Origin of the sequence: Aeromonas sp. S13(2024), assembly GCF_041402405.1 — a bacterium.
GTDB lineage: Bacteria > Pseudomonadota > Gammaproteobacteria > Enterobacterales > Aeromonadaceae > Aeromonas > Aeromonas veronii.
Genome location: NZ_JBGLRA010000007.1, coordinates 59,831 through 78,516 on the forward strand (window position 1 = coordinate 59,831; position 18,686 = coordinate 78,516).

Consider the following 18,686-nt stretch of genomic DNA (forward strand, 5'->3'; position numbering starts at 1 on the left):
GCTTCTCTTTTAACCATACCCTGATTAGAATGCGCCTCCCACAGGAGGCACATCACCCATGAGTAGTACCCAACTACGCACCACCCCGGATCGACTTCGTTATCTGGTTCTCTACGAAGGCATCGGGCTGGCACTGGTAGCACCGCTGATCAGCCAGCTGTTCGGTCAGGGCGTCGCCGAGGTCGGTTCGCTGGCCATCTTCTTCTCCATCGTCGCCACTGCCTGGACCTACGGCTGGAATCTGTTGTTCGACAAGGGGTTGCTCAAACTGTGCGGGCGTACCAACAAGCGACCACTGGACCGCTTCCTGCACGCATTTGGCTATGAGGCGAGCTTCATGATGCTCTCCCTCCCCTGCGTCATGTTCTGGCTCGATCTGGGAGTGTGGGACGCCCTGATGCTGGATCTCGGCTTCGTTGCCTTCTACCTCGCCTACATCATGGTCTTTACCTGGGCCTATGAGCGGATTTGGCCGCTGCCATCCAACCCGCAGACGGCATAAGGCCTCAGCCGCAACGAGGCCGACAGAAGGAAAAGTCAGGAAGGACTAATAGGAAGGATGGGAGAATCCCATAAAAACAATGCCAGTCAGCGAGCTGACTGGCATTGGACAAAACAGACTTTCGGACTTACTTGACGGCGTCTTTCAGAGCCTTGCCAGCCACGAATGAAGGCACGTTGGCAGCAGCAATCTGGATCTCTTTACCAGTTTGCGGGTTACGACCGGTGCGGCCTGCGCGGTGGGTGACCTTGAAGGTGCCAAAACCGACCAGTTGCACAGCATCGCCTTCTTTCAAGCTCTGGGTAATACCATTGATGATCTCTTCCAGAGCCACTTTGGCCTGAGCTTTGCTCAGATCTGCTTTGGCGGCAATCGCATCGACAAGTTGAGCTTTGTTCATAACATTTCCTTTATGATCGGGCATTTAGCGCTGGGTCACTCTATGCAAAAAAAAACTCACAGGCAAAGCCTTTATCGAGCCGAACGCGTCAAACGCTGGGGTTTTCATCAAGATCTGCGGAAATAGTCACATTCCACACGCGAAAAACCGTGAGCAGGCCTGAAACCTGCTAGCACGCAGACACAATCCACTGACTATTTCTTCGCCGCTTAACATTATCCCCCCATGGCTATTGACGCTTGCCCAGATTTTCCCTAGTTATAGGTTGTGTCACTGCTCAAACGGCTCGGAATACCGAACAATCGGCCAGCCTTTGCCCCACGGAGGGATAGGGATTATGTTGACGAAACTGGAACAGACCAAGCAGGCGCTGGCAGGCAAGCATAAGGCTATCGACGACTGGCTGGATGCAAGGCAAGCGTTGCTGGTTGGATACATGCAGCTGGCAGGCCTCACTCCGGCGCGGACCAAGCAACGCAGCCTGCCCAAAACAGAAGAGCTGCATCAGTTTTGCGACCGCCTGGTCGACTATGTCAGTGCAGGCCATTTCGAGATCTACCACCACGTCGTCACCGCCTTCGAGCAAGCCAGCGGCGAAACACTGGAGCTGGCCAAGCGCATCTATCCCCATATTCGTAACAGCACTGAATTCGCCCTCGAGTTCAACGACAAATACAGTGATGCCGACGAGGCCCAATTGCTGCTACTGGATGATGATCTCAACGAGTTGGGCCCAGTTCTGGAAGAGCGGTTCAAACAGGAAGACCGCCTGGTCAAGGCGCTTCATGTGGTGGAATCCTTGAGTACCCAGCAAGCCTGAATGCCATTTTCGGAGCAAGTTCAAGATACTGGCAACCAAGGTGGATTACACTCAGAGCAATGACCCTAGCGTCCACACTTATTGTATACAGGAGATGAGCATGTCTGAGCGCCGCCGTTTTGCACGGATCCTCTACTTGACCATGGCAGAACTCACCCAAGGGGAACAGAAGTGGCAGACCCAGCTTGTCGACGTCTCCTTGCAGGGGGCCCTGCTGATCCGCCCCGACGACTGGGAGAGCCGTGACAACAAGGAGTACCAGCTCAGCTTTATCCTGAGCGGTAGCGATATCGAGATCAAAATGCAGGTCGAGCTGACCCACGAAGCCAGCAAAAAACTGGGGTTCTACTGCCACCACATCGATATCGACAGCGCCACCCACCTCAAGCGAATGATCGAGCTCAACGTCGGCGACGAAGAGCTGCTCCACCGCGAGCTGGAACAACTGCTGAGCGAACATCTGGAACATAGCCAGCCCTGATGGCAGGTTCCAGCCCATAAAAAAGAGCGCCGAGGCGCTCTTTTTCCGTTGTGCTGTTGTCTCGATTGCAATGCTGAGAGATTACAGCGCCTCGAGTGCCTCGGACAGCTTCTTGACCGGCACCACTTCCATCCCTTCGATGGGGTGCTTGGGGGCATTGGCGTTCGGCACGATGGCGCGACGGAAGCCGTGCTTGGCCGCCTCCTGCAACCGCTCCTGGCCAGACGGCACCGGGCGAATTTCACCGGAAAGACCCACTTCGCCGAACACCACCAGATCCTTGGGCAGCGCCTGGTCCCGGAAGCTGGAGACCATCGCCAGCAGCAGCGCCAAGTCCGCACTGGTCTCCTCGACCTTGACCCCGCCAACCACGTTGATGAAGACATCCTGATCCGCCATCTGCAACCCGCCGTGACGGTGCAGCACCGCCAGCAACATGGCGAGCCGGTTGTGATCCATCCCCACCGCCACCCTGCGCGGGTTGGAGAGCTGGGAGTAATCCACCAGCGCCTGCAACTCCACCAGCAGCGGCCGGGTGCCCTCCCAGATCACCATGACGATGGAACCGGGCGCCTGCTCCTGCCCCCGGCTGAGGAAGATGGCGGAGGGGTTGCTCACCTCGCGCATCCCCTGCTCGGTCATGGCAAAGACCCCCAGCTCGTTGACCGCACCGAAGCGGTTCTTGTGGGAGCGCAGAGTCCGAAAACGGGAGTCATGACCGCCATCGAGCAGCACAGAGCAGTCGATGCAGTGCTCCAGCACCTTGGGGCCCGCCAGACTGCCATCCTTGGTCACATGGCCCACCATAAAGATGGCCACATGGTTCTGTTTGGCATAGCGGGTCAGCAGCGCTGCCGCTTCGCGCACCTGTGAGACAGAACCGGGGGACGATTGCACATCCGCCACATGCATCACCTGAATGGAGTCAATCACCATGATCTGCGGCTGCTCCTGCTGGGCAATCAGGCAGATCTGCTCGACGCTGGTCTCGGAAAGCATCCGCAGCTTGTCGGTGGGCAGCCCAAGGCGGTTGGCCCGCATCGCGACTTGCTGGAGCGACTCCTCGCCGGTGACATAGAGGGTTTTCATCCGCTCAGCGAGACCACACATGGTCTGCAGCAGCAGGGTCGACTTGCCCGCCCCCGGGTTGCCGCCGATCAAAATGGCCGAACCTGGCACCACACCGCCACCAAGCACCCGATCCAGCTCCTTGAAACCTGAGGTAAAACGGGGAATTTCGGTGGTGGCAATCTCTGCCAGTGTCTGTACCTGACTGCCGACCGCGCCGGCATAACCGGTGTAACGGGCACTCTTGCCAGCGGGGCTCACCGAGCCGAGGCGCACCTCGGTGATGGTATTCCACTCCTTGCACTCGCTGCATTGACCTTGCCAGCGTGTGAAGTCGGCACCACATTCGGAACAAACATAAGCAGTTTTATTTTTGGCCATTGATAACTCGGGGACAGGATGAATTCCTGCTTGATATACTTGTTTGCGACCGACAGATCAAACCCAGAATCGGAAAAGTGACTTTCCGTGGCAGGAACAAATGGATTCAGAACACCAGCAACATCTGATTGAACAACTCGTCCCCTTGCTGCGGGAGAAAGATTTCGAGGAGATCTTCAACCGCATGACTCAGGAGGAAAACAGCAACAGCCGTTTTCTGATCAAGATGGAGCTCAAGCGCAAGTGCTCCCCCTGCCGCAGGGTCATCGACATGCGCGATGAGCTGGAGGATGAGTGCCTGGTGCATGAGTTCGACGGCATCACTCACTTCATGCCCGCCGATGCGATTGCCCTGTTCCAGTCCCAGTGCTATCTCTACCGCGATATCTATACCCTCGGCGTCTACGAGGCGCTGCAACAGTGGCAAAAACAGCACCACAACGCCCGCGTGGATGGTCAGCTGTCGCCGCCGGCCAGCCCCTTCCGGCAATATGATGTCAACACCATTGCCTTTGCCAGCTACTACGGCCGCCGTCAGGAGCGGATGCACTTCAGCTCGCCGGTGCTGATCAAGTTCCAGGATGGTGAGAAGCTGTTCGCCAAGAGTTCCGATCTCTCGCTGGGTGGCATGCGGGTCTCGGTTCCCTATCTGCCGAACTATCACACCGGCGCCCAGGTGGAGGTCTTCTTTACCGGACTGGAGCGGGACACCCCTAATCCGGTGCTGCACCAGCCAGTCGGCTATCAGATCCTCGGCGAAGAGAGCAAAGAGGGGAAATACTGGCTGCGGCTGGTGCGCTCCGGCGAACAGCCCGCCTTCGATGCCTTCCTCAGCGACTTTATCGATGCCAACAAGATCCGCTATCGGGTCAGTGTCGACTATCTGCTCTCCGCCGCCATCATCAAGGGGTATGAGCAGTTCTATCTGCCACGGATGACCGGTATGCCGCTCTTCTTCGGCACTGGCGACAGCCCCAATCTCGAGATTGCCCTGCGTACCGAGAACAACCAACACCTGCTGGAGTATTGGCGCGATGAGAAAAACCGCGATGCCCTCGCGGGGCTTTTCAGCGCAGAGCGGATGAAACGGCTCTGCCCGGCCCCCGGCACCACCACCGAGACCATCATCTACTGCTTTACCCACACGGTGCGCAGCCACATCTACTTCTTCTCCGCCACCGCCGAGGAGCTGCGCCAGAGTGGCCTCACCGCCCTCTTCTTCCAGGTAGGCTCGCGCCGCCCCAGCTGGCGTGTCTACAAGTTCACGCTGGAGGCATGCGATCTCGTCGAGGCGGATGTGGGGCAACTGCAGGGGCAGGACAACCCGCAGTTGCAAGACATCCTGCTGCTCGAGCGGCTCAAGCAGATCGGCTATTGCGGCCTGCTGCAGGAGATCGGCCTGGAGTCCCAGCGGGAAGAGTTCCATCAGGAAGGGGTCAGCAACAACGCCAACGAGCTGCAACGCTTTGGTCACGAACAGGGGGTTGCCCCGTTCGAGATCGAGACCCTGCACTATGTTCAGCTGCGCAAGGAGTCGCGCTACATCCACAAGACCGCGGTCGCCATCCATCACAACGGCAAATCCTGGATCGGCTGGACCCGCGATATCTCGACACACGGCCTGCAAATCGAGCTGGAAGATGCTTTTATCGGCGAGAAGAACGATGTGGTGACCATAGCCCTGCCCCGCTTGCAGGAGCTCTCCAAGAGCATGGATCTGCAGCGCCTCTCCTACCGACTGGTCAGCCTCAACATGACCCGCACCGTGCTGCACCTCTGCATCGAAGGGGATTCGGATCGCCATACCGGCCGCCAATTCTTCAGCCTGCTGATCGAGAGCAACCAGAACAAGCTCAAGGCGGCGCAGGAGCAGCGCCGCTATCGTGGGCTGGCGCGGGCACTGCGCAACATCTACACCCACCACCTGTTCAACTCGCCGGTCTACGTCAACAAGCTGAAGGGCGCGCCCAAACCGGCCTCCATCGGCAAGTCTCTGCAACCACGCAGTCTGCAGCGGCTGCTGCAAGCCTGTGCCGAGCTGCCGGAGCAGGAGAACCTCTACCCGCTGTTTCAGGGGGAGTTGCTCAAGGAGCTACTGATGAACCCGCTGCGCGCCATCGAGCGGGAGGACAAACCGAGAGAAGACGAGGTCTATATCGCCAGCATCCAGACCAAGGCTGGTCTGCCCATTTTCAGCAGCCGGCTGGCCAGCAGCTTTGCCAACCACAAAGAGAAGCGTCAGTTCATCGAGCTGGCGCAGCAACAGGGGGAGTTCTACTCGGTGCTGGTCGGTATCTCCCGTACCGGACGGCCCGACACCAACTTCATCGCCAACGAGCTGGACTACATTGCCAAGTTCGCCATCCACAAGGCGCGCAAGCTGGAAGAGGAGCTGTGGAGCGTGGTGGGGGTGGGCGAACTGACCGATACCACCCAGGCCACCCTGTTCCGCTTTGGCATCACGCCGCCGCTGAACTGATGATCCGGAAACAGACAAAAATGAAACAGTGCGCTCGAGGCGCCCTGTTTTTTGTCATGCCGCCTGCGGGTTGAGCAGCCAGTCGAGGATCTGGGGGAAGTGATCCTCCTGGGCCTGCGGGGCGGTCAGCATGTTGATGTGGTCATAATCGAGGCGGTTGCCATTGTCCCGCCCCAATCGGGTGTGACGAGTGGCCGACCCCATCTCGTCGCTGAAACGGCGCACATCGGTCGGGTGACCCAGCACCTTGTCCGCTTTGGCCGAAATCATCCAGAGCGGTGGCCAGTTGACCCGTGCCGCCGCCTCGTCATAGGCAAAACCGTCGTGAGGATCCTGCCAGGGGCCGCACTTGACCCAGGGGATGGTCTCCTGCAGATAGCGCAGCGGCTCGTCGTCAGCACCGATCTTCAGATTGCGAGCCGCCAGAAAACCACGGCGGCGAGCCAGCCAGGGGGCCAGCCGATTCCAGATCAGATCTACCTTCAGCCAGCGCTCGGGATTGTGCACCGACACTCCGCGCTTGGTGCCAAAAAACAGCAGGCTGGCCACCTGATCCGCCAGCTCAGGGAAGCGCACCAGGGTCGAGGCCATGATGACACCGCCCCAGGAGTGGGCCACCCAGTGCACCTTGAAGCCATGATGGCGCTCGGCAATCCAGCGCTGCAGGGCGGGCAGATCCTCGGTGATCAGCTCATGCTGACCGTGCTCCGCCTGCTCGGCGATGGCAGGAGTGCTGAGCCCCCGCCCCCGCAAATCAGCCACATAGACCTGATAGCCATGACGGGCCAGAAAGCAGGCCAGCCCCTTGCCCGATTCGGTATAGAAGATCCGCCCGTTCTCGATGGCACCGTGCACCATCAGGATCGGCTCTCCATGCACGGCGACCCGGGGTTTGATGTGGCGCACATGCAATTGATGGCCACCACAGGGGATAAACAGAGACTGCTGCAACAATTCCATTTTAATGGGTTTCCTCCTTGAAACACTGTCAGCGCTTGTCCCAGCGTTGCTCGCTGCAAGCCCGCGCCGCCAGCAGGCAGATCACCCCCTCCAGATCGTGATGATTGAGGGTGGCCGCCGCCTGCGCCCGCACCAGCGGCTTGGCGTGAATGGCGATGCCAAGGCCAGCTACCCCCATCATCTTGAGATCGTTGGCACCATCGCCGATGGCCACGGTCTGGGCGGGTGCAATGGCATATTCGGCAGCCAGCTGCTGCAACACCTCGGCCTTGACGCTGGCATCAACAATGCGCCCGCTCACCTTGCCGCTCAGTTGCTCCCCTTCCACCGCCAGCTCGTTGGCGAAGATGGCGTCGAGCCCCAGATCGCGCTGCAACTGGCCAGCAAAACGGGTAAAACCGCCGGAGGCGATAGCAACACGCCACCCCGCCTGTTTGAGGGTATCGACCATCAGCTGCAAGCCCGGCATCCAGGGCATCCATGCCGCCACCTCGTCGAGAATGGTGACCGGCGCGCCTGCCAGAAGGGCTACCCGATTGCGCAGGCTGTCGGAAAACTCCAGCTTGCCCTGCATCGCCGCGGCCGTCACTGCCGCCACCTGCTCGCCAACCCCGGCAAGGCGGGCAATCTCGTCTATACACTCGATGCGGATCGCGGTGGAGTCCATGTCCATCACCAGCAGGCCGGGCTCCTTCAGGGTCGGTAGCGCGGGCAGATGGCAGAGATCGATCTCCCACTCACCGCTCTTGAGCTCGGCCACCAACTCGGCAGAGAAGCGATCGCAGCCAAGCAGCAGCAACGGCACGCCTGCCACCTCGGTGGGAGGATAGAGGGTGGCCGCCAACTTCTGTGCAGCCAACAGTGGCGACAGACGCGCCAGATGGGAGGCGCCCAGCCCCTTGCCAAACAGCACCAACCAGCCGCCAGCCTGCGGAGCCTCTGTCGGTTGCAACGCATCTGCGTTGAGCTGCCAACAGGGTGAGCCGGACAACAACGCGGGCCAATCGGATAACAGAGGGGGGAGCCGGGACAACAACATAAGGGATACGCCTTCCTTGGTGATCAGGGGGTTAACAGTGCTGGCCCAGAGTAGCGTATTGCTTTTTGTACAGGCAAGCGTCAAGATCCCGCCACTCCTTGTTACCAGAGGTCTCACGCTTGCAGCGTCATCTTCCCATCAAACGTGTTCTCAGCCTGGGTGCCGGTATCCTGCTCGGATGCTGGGTGCTCGGTGTGCTTATTCATATGCAGGGTGAAAGCCAGGCCTCGCTGCACAGCGAAGCGCGCAACCGGGCACAGGCGCTGGTCGCCTATGCCGCCCGCGACATGAAACGCTGGATCAAGGAGGAGAAGAGCAGCGAGCTGGAGCGGCTGGCGCGGGATCTGGCGGCGGAGCCGGAGATCCTCGATGCCACCCTCTACGACGGACGCGGCATTCCCCTCGCCCAGTCTGAGCAGGCGGTGCCGCTGGAGAGCCTGCTGCCCATCGGCAGCGATAACAAGTCACTGCCGGAGCAGGGCAAGGGGCGGATCCAGTTCGTACAGGAGATCCGGGATGGCGAGCAGACCATCGGCTTCCTGCGAATCACCCTGGAAGAGCAGCAGATGCTGGCAGACAAGGACACCCGGCTCAAGGTGGTGCAGGAGAAACAGCGGCTGATGCTGCTGGTCGCCCTGCTGGCCGGGGTGCTCATCTCCTACGGCGTGCGCCGTAACTACATGCGGGTGCGCAAGCACAAGAAAAAGAGTACGCCCCCCGCGCCACCTCCGGAAAACTGATGGCGCAACCAATGAGCTGATACAAAAACGGCGGCCAGAAGGCCGCCGTTTCTTATTCGCAAGAGAATTACTTATCGCCCAGCAGGACGGAATCAAGTGCGATTTCGATCATGTCGTTGAAGGTCAGCTGACGCTCTTCAGAGGTGGTCTGCTCACCGGTACGGATATGGTCGGAGACGGTGCAGATGGTCAGCGCCTTGGCACCGTACTCTGCGGCCACGCCGTAGATACCGGCGGCTTCCATCTCGACACCCAGGATGCCGTATTTTTCCATGACGTCGAACATGGAGGGGTCCGGGGTGTAGAACAGGTCGGCGGAGAAGATGTTACCGACGCGCACGGCAACGCCCTTGTTCTTGGCGGCCTGCACGGCATTGGCAACCAGGTCGAAGTCGGCGATGGCTGCGAAGTCGTGATCTTTGAAGCGCAGACGGTTTACTTTGGAATCGGTGCAGGCACCCATACCGATCACCACGTCACGCAGTTTCACGTCTTCACGCACAGCGCCACAGGAGCCCACGCGGATCAGGGTCTTCACACCGTAATCGGTGATCAGCTCTTTTGCGTAGATGGAGCAGGACGGGATACCCATGCCGTGACCCATGACGGAGATACGACGGCCCTTGTAGGTACCGGTGAAACCGAACATGTTGCGCACGTCGCAGATCTGCTCGACGTTCTCCAGGAAAGTTTCAGCGATGTACTTGGCGCGCAGGGGGTCGCCCGGCATCAGCACGGTATCAGCAAAGGCGCCATCTTTCGCATTGATATGAGGAGTTGCCATTCTCTTGATTCCTTCACACTAGGTTGAGTTTTATTGTTTTATAAATTGCCCGCCGCCGAAGTGGCGGGCGGGTAAATTACAGGAAGCTGGTACCGTACGCCAGTTTCGGCAGGCCGTGGTAAGCCGCGATGCTCTGGCCGATATCGGCAAAGGTCTCGCGACGACCAACGGAGCCGGCCTTGACCGGCTTGCCGAAGAACAGCACCGGAATGTATTCGCGGGTGTGGTCGGTACCACCCCAGGTCGGGTCGCAGCCGTGGTCGGCAGTCAGCACCACCACGTCGCCATCCTGCAGCAGCTCAAACAGCTCCGGCAGGCGGGAATCGAAATACTCCAGCGCACCGGCATAACCGGCAACATCACGGCGGTGGCCGTAGGAGGAGTCGAAGTCCACAAAGTTGGTGAAGACGATGGTGTTGTCACCGGCCGCTTTCACCTCTTCCAGCGTGCGATCCCACAGCTCGGTCAGACCGGTCCCTTTCACCTGCTTGGTGATGCCCTGCTGGGCATAGATGTCGGCGATCTTGCCGATGGAGACCACCTGGCCACCCGCTTCTTTCATGTAATCCAGCACAGTCGGCGCCGGCGGCAGCACTGAGTAGTCGTGACGGTTGCCGGTGCGCTTGAAGTTGCCCTTGCCAGTACCTACGAACGGACGCGCAATCACGCGGCCGATGTTGTAGGGCTCCAGCAACTCGCGCACGATGTGGCACAGCTCATAGAGCTTCTCGAGGCCGTAGGTCTCTTCGTGGCAGGCAATCTGGAACACGGAGTCGGCAGAGGTGTAGAGGATCGGCTTGCCGGTCTTCATGTGCTCTTCGCCCAGATCGTCCAGCACCTGGGTACCGGAAGCGTGGCAGTTACCGAGATAGCCCGGCAGACCAGCCTTCTCGACGATGGCGTCCAGCAGCTCCTGCGGGAAGCTGTTGTGGTGATCCTTGAAGTAGCCCCACTCGAACAGCACGGGCACGCCGGCGATCTCCCAGTGACCGGACGGGGTATCCTTGCCGGAGGAGAGCTCCTGAGCAAAGCCGTAGGCACCGACCACCTCGATATCTTTTTTCAGCCCTTCCGGGAAGTAGCCGGAGGCCTGCTCGCAAGCGTGGCCCAGACCCAGCTTGTTGAGGTTCGGCAGATTGAGGGCGCCACGGCCTTCAATTTCACCTGCCGCACACGCCTTGGCGATATGGCCAAGGGTGTTGGCGCCCACATCTCCGAACTTGTCGGCGTCGGCAGCAGCGCCAATACCGAAAGAGTCCATCATCAGAATAAAGGTACGTTTCATGGGTCTTCCCCTTGTTACAAATCGGCCAGGGTGATACGGCGGTACACTTCAGGCAGTGCCTCCGGCCGCTCGCCACCAATCCGGACAGCCGCCTGCACCATGCTGGCAGCCTGAGCATATTGCTCTTCAGTCTGAGCGTGGATCATCGCGATCGGCTTGTCAGCATCGACGCTTTGACCCAGGCGGATAAAGTCGGTCAGACCGACCGCATAATCAAGTTTGTCACCGGCAGCACGGCGACCACCGCCCATAGCGACCACGGCCAGACCCAGCTCGCGGGTATCCATGGCGGTCACGAAGCCGCTGTTGGCCGCAAAGACCGGGCGCACGATGGCGGCTTTGGGCAGGTAAGCGTCGTAACGCTCCATAAAATCGGCCGGGCCACCGAGACCTGTCACCATGCGACCGAAGATCTCGGCCGCCTTGCCATTATCCAGCACCGCCTGCAGCTTGGTGCGGGCATCGCGCTCGTCGCTGGCAAGACCGGCGGAGATCAGCATCTCGGCGCACAGCGCCATGGTCACTTCGTGGATCCGCGGGTTACGGTATTCGCCGGTCAGGTAACGCACCGCTTCACGCACTTCCACCGCGTTACCGGCGCTGGAGGCCAGCACCTGGTTCATGTCGGTCAAGAGCGCAGAGGTGCGGCAACCGGCACCGTTGGCCACGGCGACTATGCTCTTGGCCAGCTCTTCGGACGCTTCGAAGGTCGGCATAAAGGCGCCGGAGCCCACTTTCACATCCATCACCAGCGCTTCGAGCCCGGAGGCGAGCTTCTTGGAGAGGATGGAGCCGGTGATCATGGCGATGGATTCGACGGTTGCAGTAATGTCACGTACTGCATAGATACGCTTGTCAGCGGGGGCAAGATCGCCGGTCTGGCCGATGATGGCGACACCCGCCTCTTTCACCACTTTCAGGAAACGGTCGTTGTCGACCGAGGTCTGGTAGCCGGGAATAGCATCCAGTTTATCGAGGGTACCGCCGGTGTGGCCCAAGCCACGGCCGGAGATCATCGGCACGAAACCGCCGCAGGCGGCGACCATCGGGCCAAGCATCAGGGAGACAACGTCACCCACACCGCCGGTGGAGTGCTTGTCGACAATCGGGCCACCCAGATTGAGGTGATCCCAGGTCAGCACCATGCCGGAGTCGCGCATGGCGCAGGTCAGGGCAACCCGCTCATCCATGGTCATGTCTTTGAAGTAGACCGCCATCGCCAGGGCGGCAATCTGCCCCTCACCGATGGTGTTGTTGGTAATGCCCTGAACGAAGAATTGAATTTCTTGGGTACTGAGCGCTTCACCGTTGCGCTTCTTGCGAATAATTTCTTGAGGCAAAAACATCTTTCATTCCCTCCGCCATTGCTGGCGTTACACAAGCCTGAATCCTTGCCCGCACACCGCATGGTGGGGGCTAACAGGGCGGACAGCAGTCCGCCCTCTCATCAACCTATTAGTAACCGCTGGTGTTGGCTGGCTTGTCGCCATGCCCCAGAGTGGCCAGCAGACTGGCCAGCAGGCTGGATGCACCAAAGCGGAAGGTACGGGCAGATACCCAGTCGTTGCCGAGGATCTCTTCGGCCATGGCCAGGTACTGACCGGCAACGGCGGCATCTTTCACGCCACCAGCAGGCTTGAAGCCGACTTTCGGATTCTTGGCCTTGATCACTTCCATCATGATGCGTGCCGCTTCTGGGGTCGCATTGACCGGCACCTTGCCGGTGGAGGTCTTGATGAAGTCGGCACCGGCATCGATACAGATTTCGGAAGCGCGACGGATCAGCCCCTCTTCTTTCAGCTCGCCGGTTTCGATGATCACTTTCAGCAGCACGTTGGCACCGCAGGCCTCTTTACAGGCTTTGACCAGATCAAAACCGATCTGTTCATTACCAGCCATGAAGGCGCGATACGGGAACACCACGTCCACTTCGTCAGCACCGTAGGCGACTGCGGCACGGGTTTCGGCCACGGCGATCTCGATGTCGTCGTTGCCGTGCGGGAAGTTGGTCACGGTCGCAATGCGTACGTCGGCAGCGCCGATCTCACGCAGGGTCTTGCGAGCGATAGGGATAAAACGGGGGTAGATGCAGACGGCGGCGGTCAGGCCAGCCGGTGACTTGGCCTTGTGGCACAGGTCGATCACCTTCTGATCGGTGTCGTCATCGTTCAGGGTGGTCAGGTCCATCAGGTTCAGGGCGCGCTGAGCGGCCACTTTCAGATCAGTCATTCTGTTCTCCAAAGTCTCGATTTAATCCAGATAACCGGGCACCACCATACCATCCAGCGATGGATGCACAGGCAGTAATCCCCCAGCTATACGGGAATGGAATTACAGTGCGAAGGCACCGGCACTATCGGGATGCTATTCAAAACACCCTGCAGGCACTGCGACTGTAAATAAGGCAAGAGCCCTGTCACTTTCTTACAAAAGTGCGGACTTGGTTCCATGAAGACTTGAGAAAGGCCGACAACATCTGACCCGACTTCCCAATCAATTCCATTTGACCGCCAACACCCGATTTCATCGAGTATTAGTCATTGCCAGCACCCTGCTGGCAACGCCTATTTCAGCCGAGATACCCCCTGTTTGCAAGCCGGATTTGCCAATTTCAGAGGTACCTCACATCTGGCAAATCCAGGTCTAAAAAAGCCTTACGAAAAGAAACGGGTCAGGATCCAGGAGTAGGCCAATCCCCCCAGATAGACCCCGACGATCCCCATTACCCCGGACAAAACGGGAGGCGCCGGGATCGGCAATTTGAGGAAAGAAAACAACAAACCAACTATAAAGCCGGCCACCATCGCCAGTAGCACTTCATTCATATAACCTCCGATTTGACTCATTTTATTATTAGTTTAGATAGGAAAACGGTTGTCACCGCTCCATACGCGAACGCCACGGCAGATGCCGTGGCGTTCGTGTTTATACCCTGTCAGTCAGGCGGCGATTACATGCCGGACAGTGCCAGGAAGAAGCCTGCGATAGTGGCAGACATCAGGTTGGACAGAGAGCCAGCCAGTACGGCTTTCAGACCAAAGCGTGCAATGGTGCCGCGGCGGTTCGGCGCCATGGACCCCAGACCACCCAGCAGGATGGCAACAGAGGAGAGGTTGGCAAAACCACACAGCGCGAAGGAGATGATCGCCTTGGTGTGATCGGACATGGCCACACCGTTGATCAGCACTTCGTCTTTCAGGTACGGAGCGAAGTTCAGGTAAGCCACGAACTCGTTCACTACCAGCTTCTGACCGATGAAGGAACCGGCAACCACTGCTTCATTCCAGGGCACACCGATCAGGAAGGCCAGCGGGGAGAAGATCCAGCCCAGCAGCAGTTCCAGAGAGAGTTGCGGATAACCGAACCAGCCACCCACACCGGAGAAGATGCCGTTGATCATGGCGATCAGACCGATGAAGGCCAGCAGCATGGCGCCAACGTTCAGGGCCAGTTGCATACCGGCAGAAGCGCCAGCAGCAGCAGCGTCAATGACGTTGGCAGGCTTGTCATCCAGCTCGGCATCGGCAGAGCTTTCGTCGTAGTTCGGGGTCTCTGTCTCGGGAACCAGCAGCTTGGCGAACAGCAGACCACCCGGTGCAGCCATGAAGGAGGCAGCAATCAGGTACTCCATCTTCACGCCCATGGAGGCGTAACCGGCCAGTACGGAACCGGCAACGGAAGCCAGACCACCACACATGACGGCGAACAGCTCGGAGTCAGTCATCTTGGCGATGTAAGGACGAACCACCAGCGGCGCTTCGGTCTGACCGACGAAGATGTTGGCGGTTGCAGAGAGGGATTCGGTGCGGGAAGTACCCAATACTTTCTGCAGACCGCCGCCCAGCAACTTGATGACCATCTGCATGATGCCCAGGTAGTAGAGCACTGCTATCAGGGAAGAGAAGAAGATGATGACCGGCAGAACACGGAAGGCAAAGACAAAGCCGCCGCCACCGAACACTTCAAACATCTTGTTGCTGACCAGACCGCCAAACAGGAAGTCGATCCCGTTCTGGCCATAGCTGATCACGCTGGATACCGCGTCGGACACGCCGACCAGGATATCGCGACCAACCGGAACATAGAGTACAAACGCCCCCAGACCGGCTTGAATTGCGAACGCACCGACAACGGTACGCACGTTGATTGCCTTGCGATTGCTGGAGAACAGCACCGCGATAAGGACGAGCGTCGCCATCCCTACCAGACCCATGAACAAATTCATTATTATCTTCCTCTAGTAGCACCTGGCTTGTTAGCGAGTTGTTATTAAACCCAACTAATCAAGGGGAGCGCATTATACTAATTAAAGTCCGATAAAATAGAATGCTGGTCACATTTTATCGTTATCAAAATGTCCAAGTGTCACAAAATTAGACAGCAAACGATTTTTACGCTCATTTTTTTTCCTGACAACTAAATCAGGTGTTGCGAATTTGTTTCATAGCTATTGGTCGTGATGGAAAATATGCCGGGCAGTTTCAAATAACACCTTGGCAACATCTGCCGATAATTCCTCCCGCAAGGTCATCAATATTTCCGCTATTTTCGGCAGCGCTTCCGGGGTATTCCGGGTGCCGTGCTCACCTTGTAAGGGCATATCGGGCGAATCAGTTTCCAGCACCAGGGCCTCGAGCGGCATGGCCCGAAATACCTCTCGCGTCTTGTTCGCCCGCTCAAAACTGATTACCCCGCCCACCCCGAGTCGAAAGCCTAGTTGCCAGAAAGCCTCCGCCTGCTGCAACGAACCGCTGAAAGCATGGATCACCCCGCCACGAGGCGGCTTGAAACGGCGCAACAGCTTGGCCACAGTGTCATTGGCACGCACCGAGTGGATCATCAGGGGAAGCCCGACATCGGCAGCCAGCCGGATCTGAGCCTCAAACAGCGCAAGCTGCCCCTCCTGAGGCACGTGAGAACGGAGGTCCAGCCCACACTCGCCTATGGCCACCAGCCCGACAGGCTGGCTCATCACCAGCGTTCGCAGCCGCTCCATCACCCCCTCACGCTGTTCACCGGCATACCAGGGATGAACGCCCAGACCATAAAAGAGGCCGTCATGTTGCTCTGCCAGTGCCATCACACGAGTCCAGTTATCTTCTGCGATGGCAGGAATGATATACTCCGTCACCCCCAATGCCCGACAACGGGCCAGCAGTGCCTCCCTGTCCTGGTCAAACACCGGAAAGTCGAGATGGCAATGGGTATCTATCAGCTGCATATCACTCACACCTGTTTGCGGTATTTAATGGGTCATTGAACATGATGAACAACAAAAACAACGGCTTTACCCTGATTGAACTGGTGTTGGTGATCATAGTGCTGGGGATCCTGGCCGTCACCGCCCTGCCCCGCTTTATCAATATCAAGGATGATGCCCTGAAAAGCACGGTCTCGGCGACCGCAGGCAGCTTTGCCAGCGCAGTTCAGCTGGCTCATGCTGGGTGGGCGGTGAAAATGCAGGGACAAGCAATCGCGCTCTACAATCTGAGCAGCTTTGGTAAAGGCAAATTGGATATCAATCGCTATGGTTGGCCGGTGGGTTCCGAAGAAGATTACAACAAACCGGTAGACACCCCTTATCAACCTGGCTCTGGTAACCATATATCGGTTAGCAACCCGTCAGACTGTAAACTGCTCTTGACCGATCTGCTTGATGGCGGCCAAACCGCTGCCCGCATAGACCCTACTGACGTTGTTATTCCAGACGGTGTTGATTACCTATCCACCATAATTACGACAGGCTATGCAGACGAAGATGAGCCCAATATAAATCACAACAACTGCCGCTATATCCTGCGCGACTCAATTGGTCGCTTCCAGACCAGCTCGGATTATCGAAATGGCCTCGGCTTCGAGTACAACAGCGTTACCGGTGCCGTGACCCGCAATTTTGATTGAGCTCAGCCTCTTCTGCGCAAGCTCGCTCTTTGCTTGAATCATCATCATAACGAACCGGCGTGCAGCAGCGCCGGTTCTCCTGAGTGAGCCCCCACTCCTCGCACCACGCGTCATAACGGGCCAGCCAACGCAGCAATACCCCCTTCATCGTCACACCTCCGCCAACAGGTTCAGGTTAAAAACCATCCTAATCAGAGTCGGCAAGGGGAGCAAGTGATCCCCATAACCGCGATCGGGCGGAATAAAAAAGAGCCGGTCAGCATGGCTGACCGGCTCTTTTAACATTACCTGAAGAGGTTACCTAATGAGCGACAGCTCATCAGCCTCACAGACTCTTCAGCTTCTCTTCCGGCAGGGCCAGCTCGTCGTTATGGTTGACGCCGATACCGCGCTCCAGCACATGACGGGCGATGGCGTGCGCCTCTTCCAGCGAGTGCATGCTGTAGGTGCCGCACTGATACTCGTTCAGCTCGGGGATCTTGGCCTGATCCTGCACGGTCAGCACGTCGCTCATGGCCGCCTGCCAGGCTGCGCCAACACGGGCTTCGTCCGGCGCGCCGATCAGGCTCATGTAGAAACCGGTACGACAACCCATGGGGGAGATATCGATGATCTCCACGCCATTGCCGTTCAGGTGATCACGCATAAAACCGGCGAACAGGTGCTCCAGCGTATGGATACCGCGCTCGGAGAGGATCTCCTGATTCGGTACGCAGAAACGCAGGTCGAACACGGTAATGGTGTCCTTGTTCGGGGTCTGCATGGTCTTGGCCACACGCACCGCTGGCGCTTCCATACGGGTGTGGTCAACGGTAAAACTGTCCAATAACGGCATTTCTGACTCCTGATTTGGTTACCAGAACCAGCCCCCACGGGAGAGCTGATCCTTGCATTGACGGTACTGGGCGCCGTAGCGCTGGGCGCGAGCTTCCACTTTGCGAGAGGTCTTCATCAACCACCCCTTGCTGCGATAGCTGCCACGCCGGTAGCCACCCCACCCTTCGTGATAGTTGAGGTACTGGCCATAGGCATCCCACTTGGAGGTGCCATTTAGCCGCTGGGCCTTGTTAGTGTACCAACCCATAAAATCGATGGCGTCGGCAAAGTCATCGCGGTCACTCCAGCTGTTGCCGGTTTCCCGCTGGTAATCCGCCCAGGTTTCATCTTTGACCTGAGCATAACCATAAGCCGAACTGGCCCGCCCGGTCGGGATGAAGAGGAAATACTGCATCGGCGGCTGGGCATCATGTACGTAAGAGGACTCCTGATACATCATGGCCATCACCACATGGATCGGCGTCCCCCACTTCTCGTTCATCTTGAGCGCGGCCTTGTGCCAGTCCGGCTTCTCGCGAAAGATCTGGCACAGACTCTCCGGCTGAGCCGGTGGACGGGTACTACAGGCAGTCAGGCCCGCCAACAGGCTGGCGACCACAGCAAAACGCATCCACCCCATCAAATGAGGCCGCACTTCACGCCGCTGGTCAGGTAAAGAGATAGCCAAGGTCAGATCGCGTCTTCGTTCTCTTCGCCGGTACGGATACGAATGACACGCTCCACCTCGCAGACGAAGATCTTGCCATCACCAATCTTGCCGGTACGGGCGGTGTTCTGGATCGCTTCCAGGCAGGCATCGAGATCCTCGTCCTGCACCACCAGCTCCACCTTCACTTTCGGCAGGAAGTCGACCATATATTCGGCGCCGCGATAGAGCTCGGTATGGCCCTTCTGGCGGCCGAAGCCTTTGACTTCGGATACGGTCATGCCGTTGATGCCGATCTCGGCCAGGGCCTCGCGCACATCGTCCAGCTTGAACGGTTTGATGATGGCTTCAATCTTCTTCATG

At 58.4% G+C, this 18,686-nt stretch carries 20 protein-coding genes; 6 read left to right on the forward strand and 14 right to left on the reverse strand.

Going from position 1 to position 18,686, the window contains the following annotated elements:
- Positions 1–58 precede the first annotated feature (58 nt).
- The gene (locus ACB042_RS11480; protein ID WP_107683775.1) at positions 59–502 is read left to right on the forward strand and encodes a PACE efflux transporter; all 444 of its coding nucleotides are present in this window, start codon (positions 59–61) and stop codon (positions 500–502) included.
- A gap of 127 nt (positions 503–629) precedes the next feature.
- On the opposite strand, the gene hupA is transcribed toward ACB042_RS11480, so the two are convergent.
- Complete coding sequence (gene hupA, locus ACB042_RS11485) at positions 630–902, reverse strand: nucleoid-associated protein HU-alpha (protein WP_005340484.1); 273 nt, start codon at positions 900–902, stop codon at positions 630–632.
- 337 nt (positions 903–1,239) lie between these two features.
- Here hupA and ACB042_RS11490 point away from each other — a divergent pair, with 337 nt between their 5' ends.
- Positions 1,240–1,722, forward strand: a complete 483-nt coding sequence (locus tag ACB042_RS11490) for an Rsd/AlgQ family anti-sigma factor (protein WP_005348975.1) — start codon at positions 1,240–1,242, stop codon at positions 1,720–1,722.
- A 100-nt stretch (positions 1,723–1,822) separates the two neighbouring features.
- Positions 1,823–2,203, forward strand: a complete 381-nt coding sequence (locus ACB042_RS11495; RefSeq protein ID WP_005340482.1) for a PilZ domain-containing protein — start codon at positions 1,823–1,825, stop codon at positions 2,201–2,203.
- Between the two features lie 81 nt (positions 2,204–2,284).
- Here ACB042_RS11495 and radA read toward each other — a convergent pair whose 3' ends face one another.
- Positions 2,285–3,652 carry a DNA repair protein RadA gene (gene radA, locus ACB042_RS11500; protein ID WP_371178442.1) on the reverse strand — a complete coding sequence of 456 codons (1,368 nt, stop codon included), beginning with the start codon at positions 3,650–3,652 and terminating at the stop codon, positions 2,285–2,287.
- 100 nt (positions 3,653–3,752) lie between these two features.
- On the opposite strand from radA, the gene ACB042_RS11505 reads away from it, so the two are divergent.
- Positions 3,753–6,131, forward strand: coding sequence for a PilZ domain-containing protein (locus tag ACB042_RS11505; protein WP_100654556.1), 2,379 nt, complete (start codon positions 3,753–3,755; stop codon positions 6,129–6,131).
- Between the two features lie 54 nt (positions 6,132–6,185).
- Here ACB042_RS11505 and ACB042_RS11510 read toward each other — a convergent pair whose 3' ends face one another.
- On the reverse strand, positions 6,186–7,091 hold the full coding sequence (locus tag ACB042_RS11510) for an alpha/beta fold hydrolase (RefSeq protein ID WP_100646777.1): 906 nt from the start codon (positions 7,089–7,091) through the stop codon (positions 6,186–6,188).
- A 28-nt stretch (positions 7,092–7,119) separates the two neighbouring features.
- On the reverse strand, positions 7,120–8,130 hold the full coding sequence (serB, locus tag ACB042_RS11515; RefSeq protein WP_100654557.1) for a phosphoserine phosphatase SerB: 1,011 nt from the start codon (positions 8,128–8,130) through the stop codon (positions 7,120–7,122).
- A gap of 119 nt (positions 8,131–8,249) precedes the next feature.
- Here serB and ACB042_RS11520 point away from each other — a divergent pair, with 119 nt between their 5' ends.
- A complete protein-coding gene (locus ACB042_RS11520) occupies positions 8,250–8,870 on the forward strand; it encodes a YtjB family periplasmic protein (RefSeq protein WP_005348965.1) in 621 nt (206 codons plus the stop codon).
- A 67-nt stretch (positions 8,871–8,937) separates the two neighbouring features.
- On the opposite strand, the gene deoD is transcribed toward ACB042_RS11520, so the two are convergent.
- The 7 genes from deoD to ACB042_RS11555 all read right to left on the reverse strand — a co-directional run bounded on the left by deoD (position 8,938) and on the right by ACB042_RS11555 (position 16,160).
- Positions 8,938–9,654: a purine-nucleoside phosphorylase gene (gene deoD, locus ACB042_RS11525; protein ID WP_005340471.1), complete on the reverse strand. Its 717-nt coding sequence runs from the start codon at positions 9,652–9,654 to the stop codon at positions 8,938–8,940.
- A gap of 76 nt (positions 9,655–9,730) precedes the next feature.
- Complete coding sequence (locus tag ACB042_RS11530) at positions 9,731–10,939, reverse strand: phosphopentomutase (RefSeq protein ID WP_005348962.1); 1,209 nt, start codon at positions 10,937–10,939, stop codon at positions 9,731–9,733.
- A 14-nt stretch (positions 10,940–10,953) separates the two neighbouring features.
- Complete coding sequence (deoA, locus tag ACB042_RS11535) at positions 10,954–12,285, reverse strand: thymidine phosphorylase (protein ID WP_005358033.1); 1,332 nt, start codon at positions 12,283–12,285, stop codon at positions 10,954–10,956.
- 109 nt (positions 12,286–12,394) lie between these two features.
- Positions 12,395–13,168 (reverse strand): deoxyribose-phosphate aldolase, encoded by a 774-nt coding sequence (gene deoC / locus ACB042_RS11540; protein WP_368167554.1) that lies wholly within the window; start codon positions 13,166–13,168, stop codon positions 12,395–12,397.
- Between the two features lie 425 nt (positions 13,169–13,593).
- A complete protein-coding gene (locus tag ACB042_RS11545; RefSeq protein WP_005340467.1) occupies positions 13,594–13,764 on the reverse strand; it encodes a XapX domain-containing protein in 171 nt (56 codons plus the stop codon).
- Positions 13,765–13,889: 125 nt separating this feature from the next.
- Complete coding sequence (locus tag ACB042_RS11550; RefSeq protein ID WP_005340466.1) at positions 13,890–15,164, reverse strand: NupC/NupG family nucleoside CNT transporter; 1,275 nt, start codon at positions 15,162–15,164, stop codon at positions 13,890–13,892.
- A gap of 222 nt (positions 15,165–15,386) precedes the next feature.
- Positions 15,387–16,160, reverse strand: coding sequence for a TatD family hydrolase (locus tag ACB042_RS11555; protein WP_368167556.1), 774 nt, complete (start codon positions 16,158–16,160; stop codon positions 15,387–15,389).
- Between the two features lie 41 nt (positions 16,161–16,201).
- Between ACB042_RS11555 and ACB042_RS11560 the strand changes: the two genes are divergently transcribed.
- Positions 16,202–16,840 carry a type II secretion system protein gene (locus ACB042_RS11560; protein WP_255911988.1) on the forward strand — a complete coding sequence of 213 codons (639 nt, stop codon included), beginning with the start codon at positions 16,202–16,204 and terminating at the stop codon, positions 16,838–16,840.
- A gap of 325 nt (positions 16,841–17,165) precedes the next feature.
- On the opposite strand, the gene luxS is transcribed toward ACB042_RS11560, so the two are convergent.
- From luxS to glnB, 3 genes are read right to left on the reverse strand one after another with little or no spacing between them, the layout of a single operon-like run.
- Positions 17,166–17,675 carry an S-ribosylhomocysteine lyase gene (gene luxS / locus ACB042_RS11565; RefSeq protein ID WP_005340462.1) on the reverse strand — a complete coding sequence of 170 codons (510 nt, stop codon included), beginning with the start codon at positions 17,673–17,675 and terminating at the stop codon, positions 17,166–17,168.
- An 18-nt stretch (positions 17,676–17,693) separates the two neighbouring features.
- Positions 17,694–18,287: a hypothetical protein gene (locus tag ACB042_RS11570; protein WP_371178443.1), complete on the reverse strand. Its 594-nt coding sequence runs from the start codon at positions 18,285–18,287 to the stop codon at positions 17,694–17,696.
- Between the two features lie 59 nt (positions 18,288–18,346).
- Entirely contained in the window at positions 18,347–18,685 is a 339-nt protein-coding gene (gene glnB / locus ACB042_RS11575) for a nitrogen regulatory protein P-II (RefSeq protein WP_005308848.1), read from the reverse strand.
- Position 18,686 lies beyond the last annotated feature (1 nt).

Bases quoted from the DNA above. Each gene is read 5' to 3' on its own strand.
- ACB042_RS11480 (WP_107683775.1), top strand. From the start codon at position 59: ATGAGTAGTACCCAACTACGCACCACCCCGGATCGACTTCGTTATCTG.
- hupA (WP_005340484.1), bottom strand. From the start codon at position 902: ATGAACAAAGCTCAACTTGTCGATGCGATTGCCGCCAAAGCAGATCTG.
- ACB042_RS11490 (WP_005348975.1), top strand. From the start codon at position 1,240: ATGTTGACGAAACTGGAACAGACCAAGCAGGCGCTGGCAGGCAAGCAT.
- ACB042_RS11495 (WP_005340482.1), top strand. From the start codon at position 1,823: ATGTCTGAGCGCCGCCGTTTTGCACGGATCCTCTACTTGACCATGGCA.
- radA (WP_371178442.1), bottom strand. From the start codon at position 3,652: ATGGCCAAAAATAAAACTGCTTATGTTTGTTCCGAATGTGGTGCCGAC.
- ACB042_RS11505 (WP_100654556.1), top strand. From the start codon at position 3,753: ATGGATTCAGAACACCAGCAACATCTGATTGAACAACTCGTCCCCTTG.
- ACB042_RS11510 (WP_100646777.1), bottom strand. From the start codon at position 7,091: ATGGAATTGTTGCAGCAGTCTCTGTTTATCCCCTGTGGTGGCCATCAA.
- serB (WP_100654557.1), bottom strand. From the start codon at position 8,130: ATGTTGTTGTCCCGGCTCCCCCCTCTGTTATCCGATTGGCCCGCGTTG.
- deoD (WP_005340471.1), bottom strand. From the start codon at position 9,654: ATGGCAACTCCTCATATCAATGCGAAAGATGGCGCCTTTGCTGATACC.
- ACB042_RS11530 (WP_005348962.1), bottom strand. From the start codon at position 10,939: ATGAAACGTACCTTTATTCTGATGATGGACTCTTTCGGTATTGGCGCT.
- deoA (WP_005358033.1), bottom strand. From the start codon at position 12,285: ATGTTTTTGCCTCAAGAAATTATTCGCAAGAAGCGCAACGGTGAAGCG.
- deoC (WP_368167554.1), bottom strand. From the start codon at position 13,168: ATGACTGATCTGAAAGTGGCCGCTCAGCGCGCCCTGAACCTGATGGAC.
- ACB042_RS11545 (WP_005340467.1), bottom strand. From the start codon at position 13,764: ATGAATGAAGTGCTACTGGCGATGGTGGCCGGCTTTATAGTTGGTTTG.
- ACB042_RS11550 (WP_005340466.1), bottom strand. From the start codon at position 15,164: ATGAATTTGTTCATGGGTCTGGTAGGGATGGCGACGCTCGTCCTTATC.
- ACB042_RS11555 (WP_368167556.1), bottom strand. From the start codon at position 16,160: ATGCAGCTGATAGATACCCATTGCCATCTCGACTTTCCGGTGTTTGAC.
- ACB042_RS11560 (WP_255911988.1), top strand. From the start codon at position 16,202: ATGATGAACAACAAAAACAACGGCTTTACCCTGATTGAACTGGTGTTG.
- luxS (WP_005340462.1), bottom strand. From the start codon at position 17,675: ATGCCGTTATTGGACAGTTTTACCGTTGACCACACCCGTATGGAAGCG.
- ACB042_RS11570 (WP_371178443.1), bottom strand. From the start codon at position 18,287: ATGCGTTTTGCTGTGGTCGCCAGCCTGTTGGCGGGCCTGACTGCCTGT.
- glnB (WP_005308848.1), bottom strand. From the start codon at position 18,685: ATGAAGAAGATTGAAGCCATCATCAAACCGTTCAAGCTGGACGATGTG.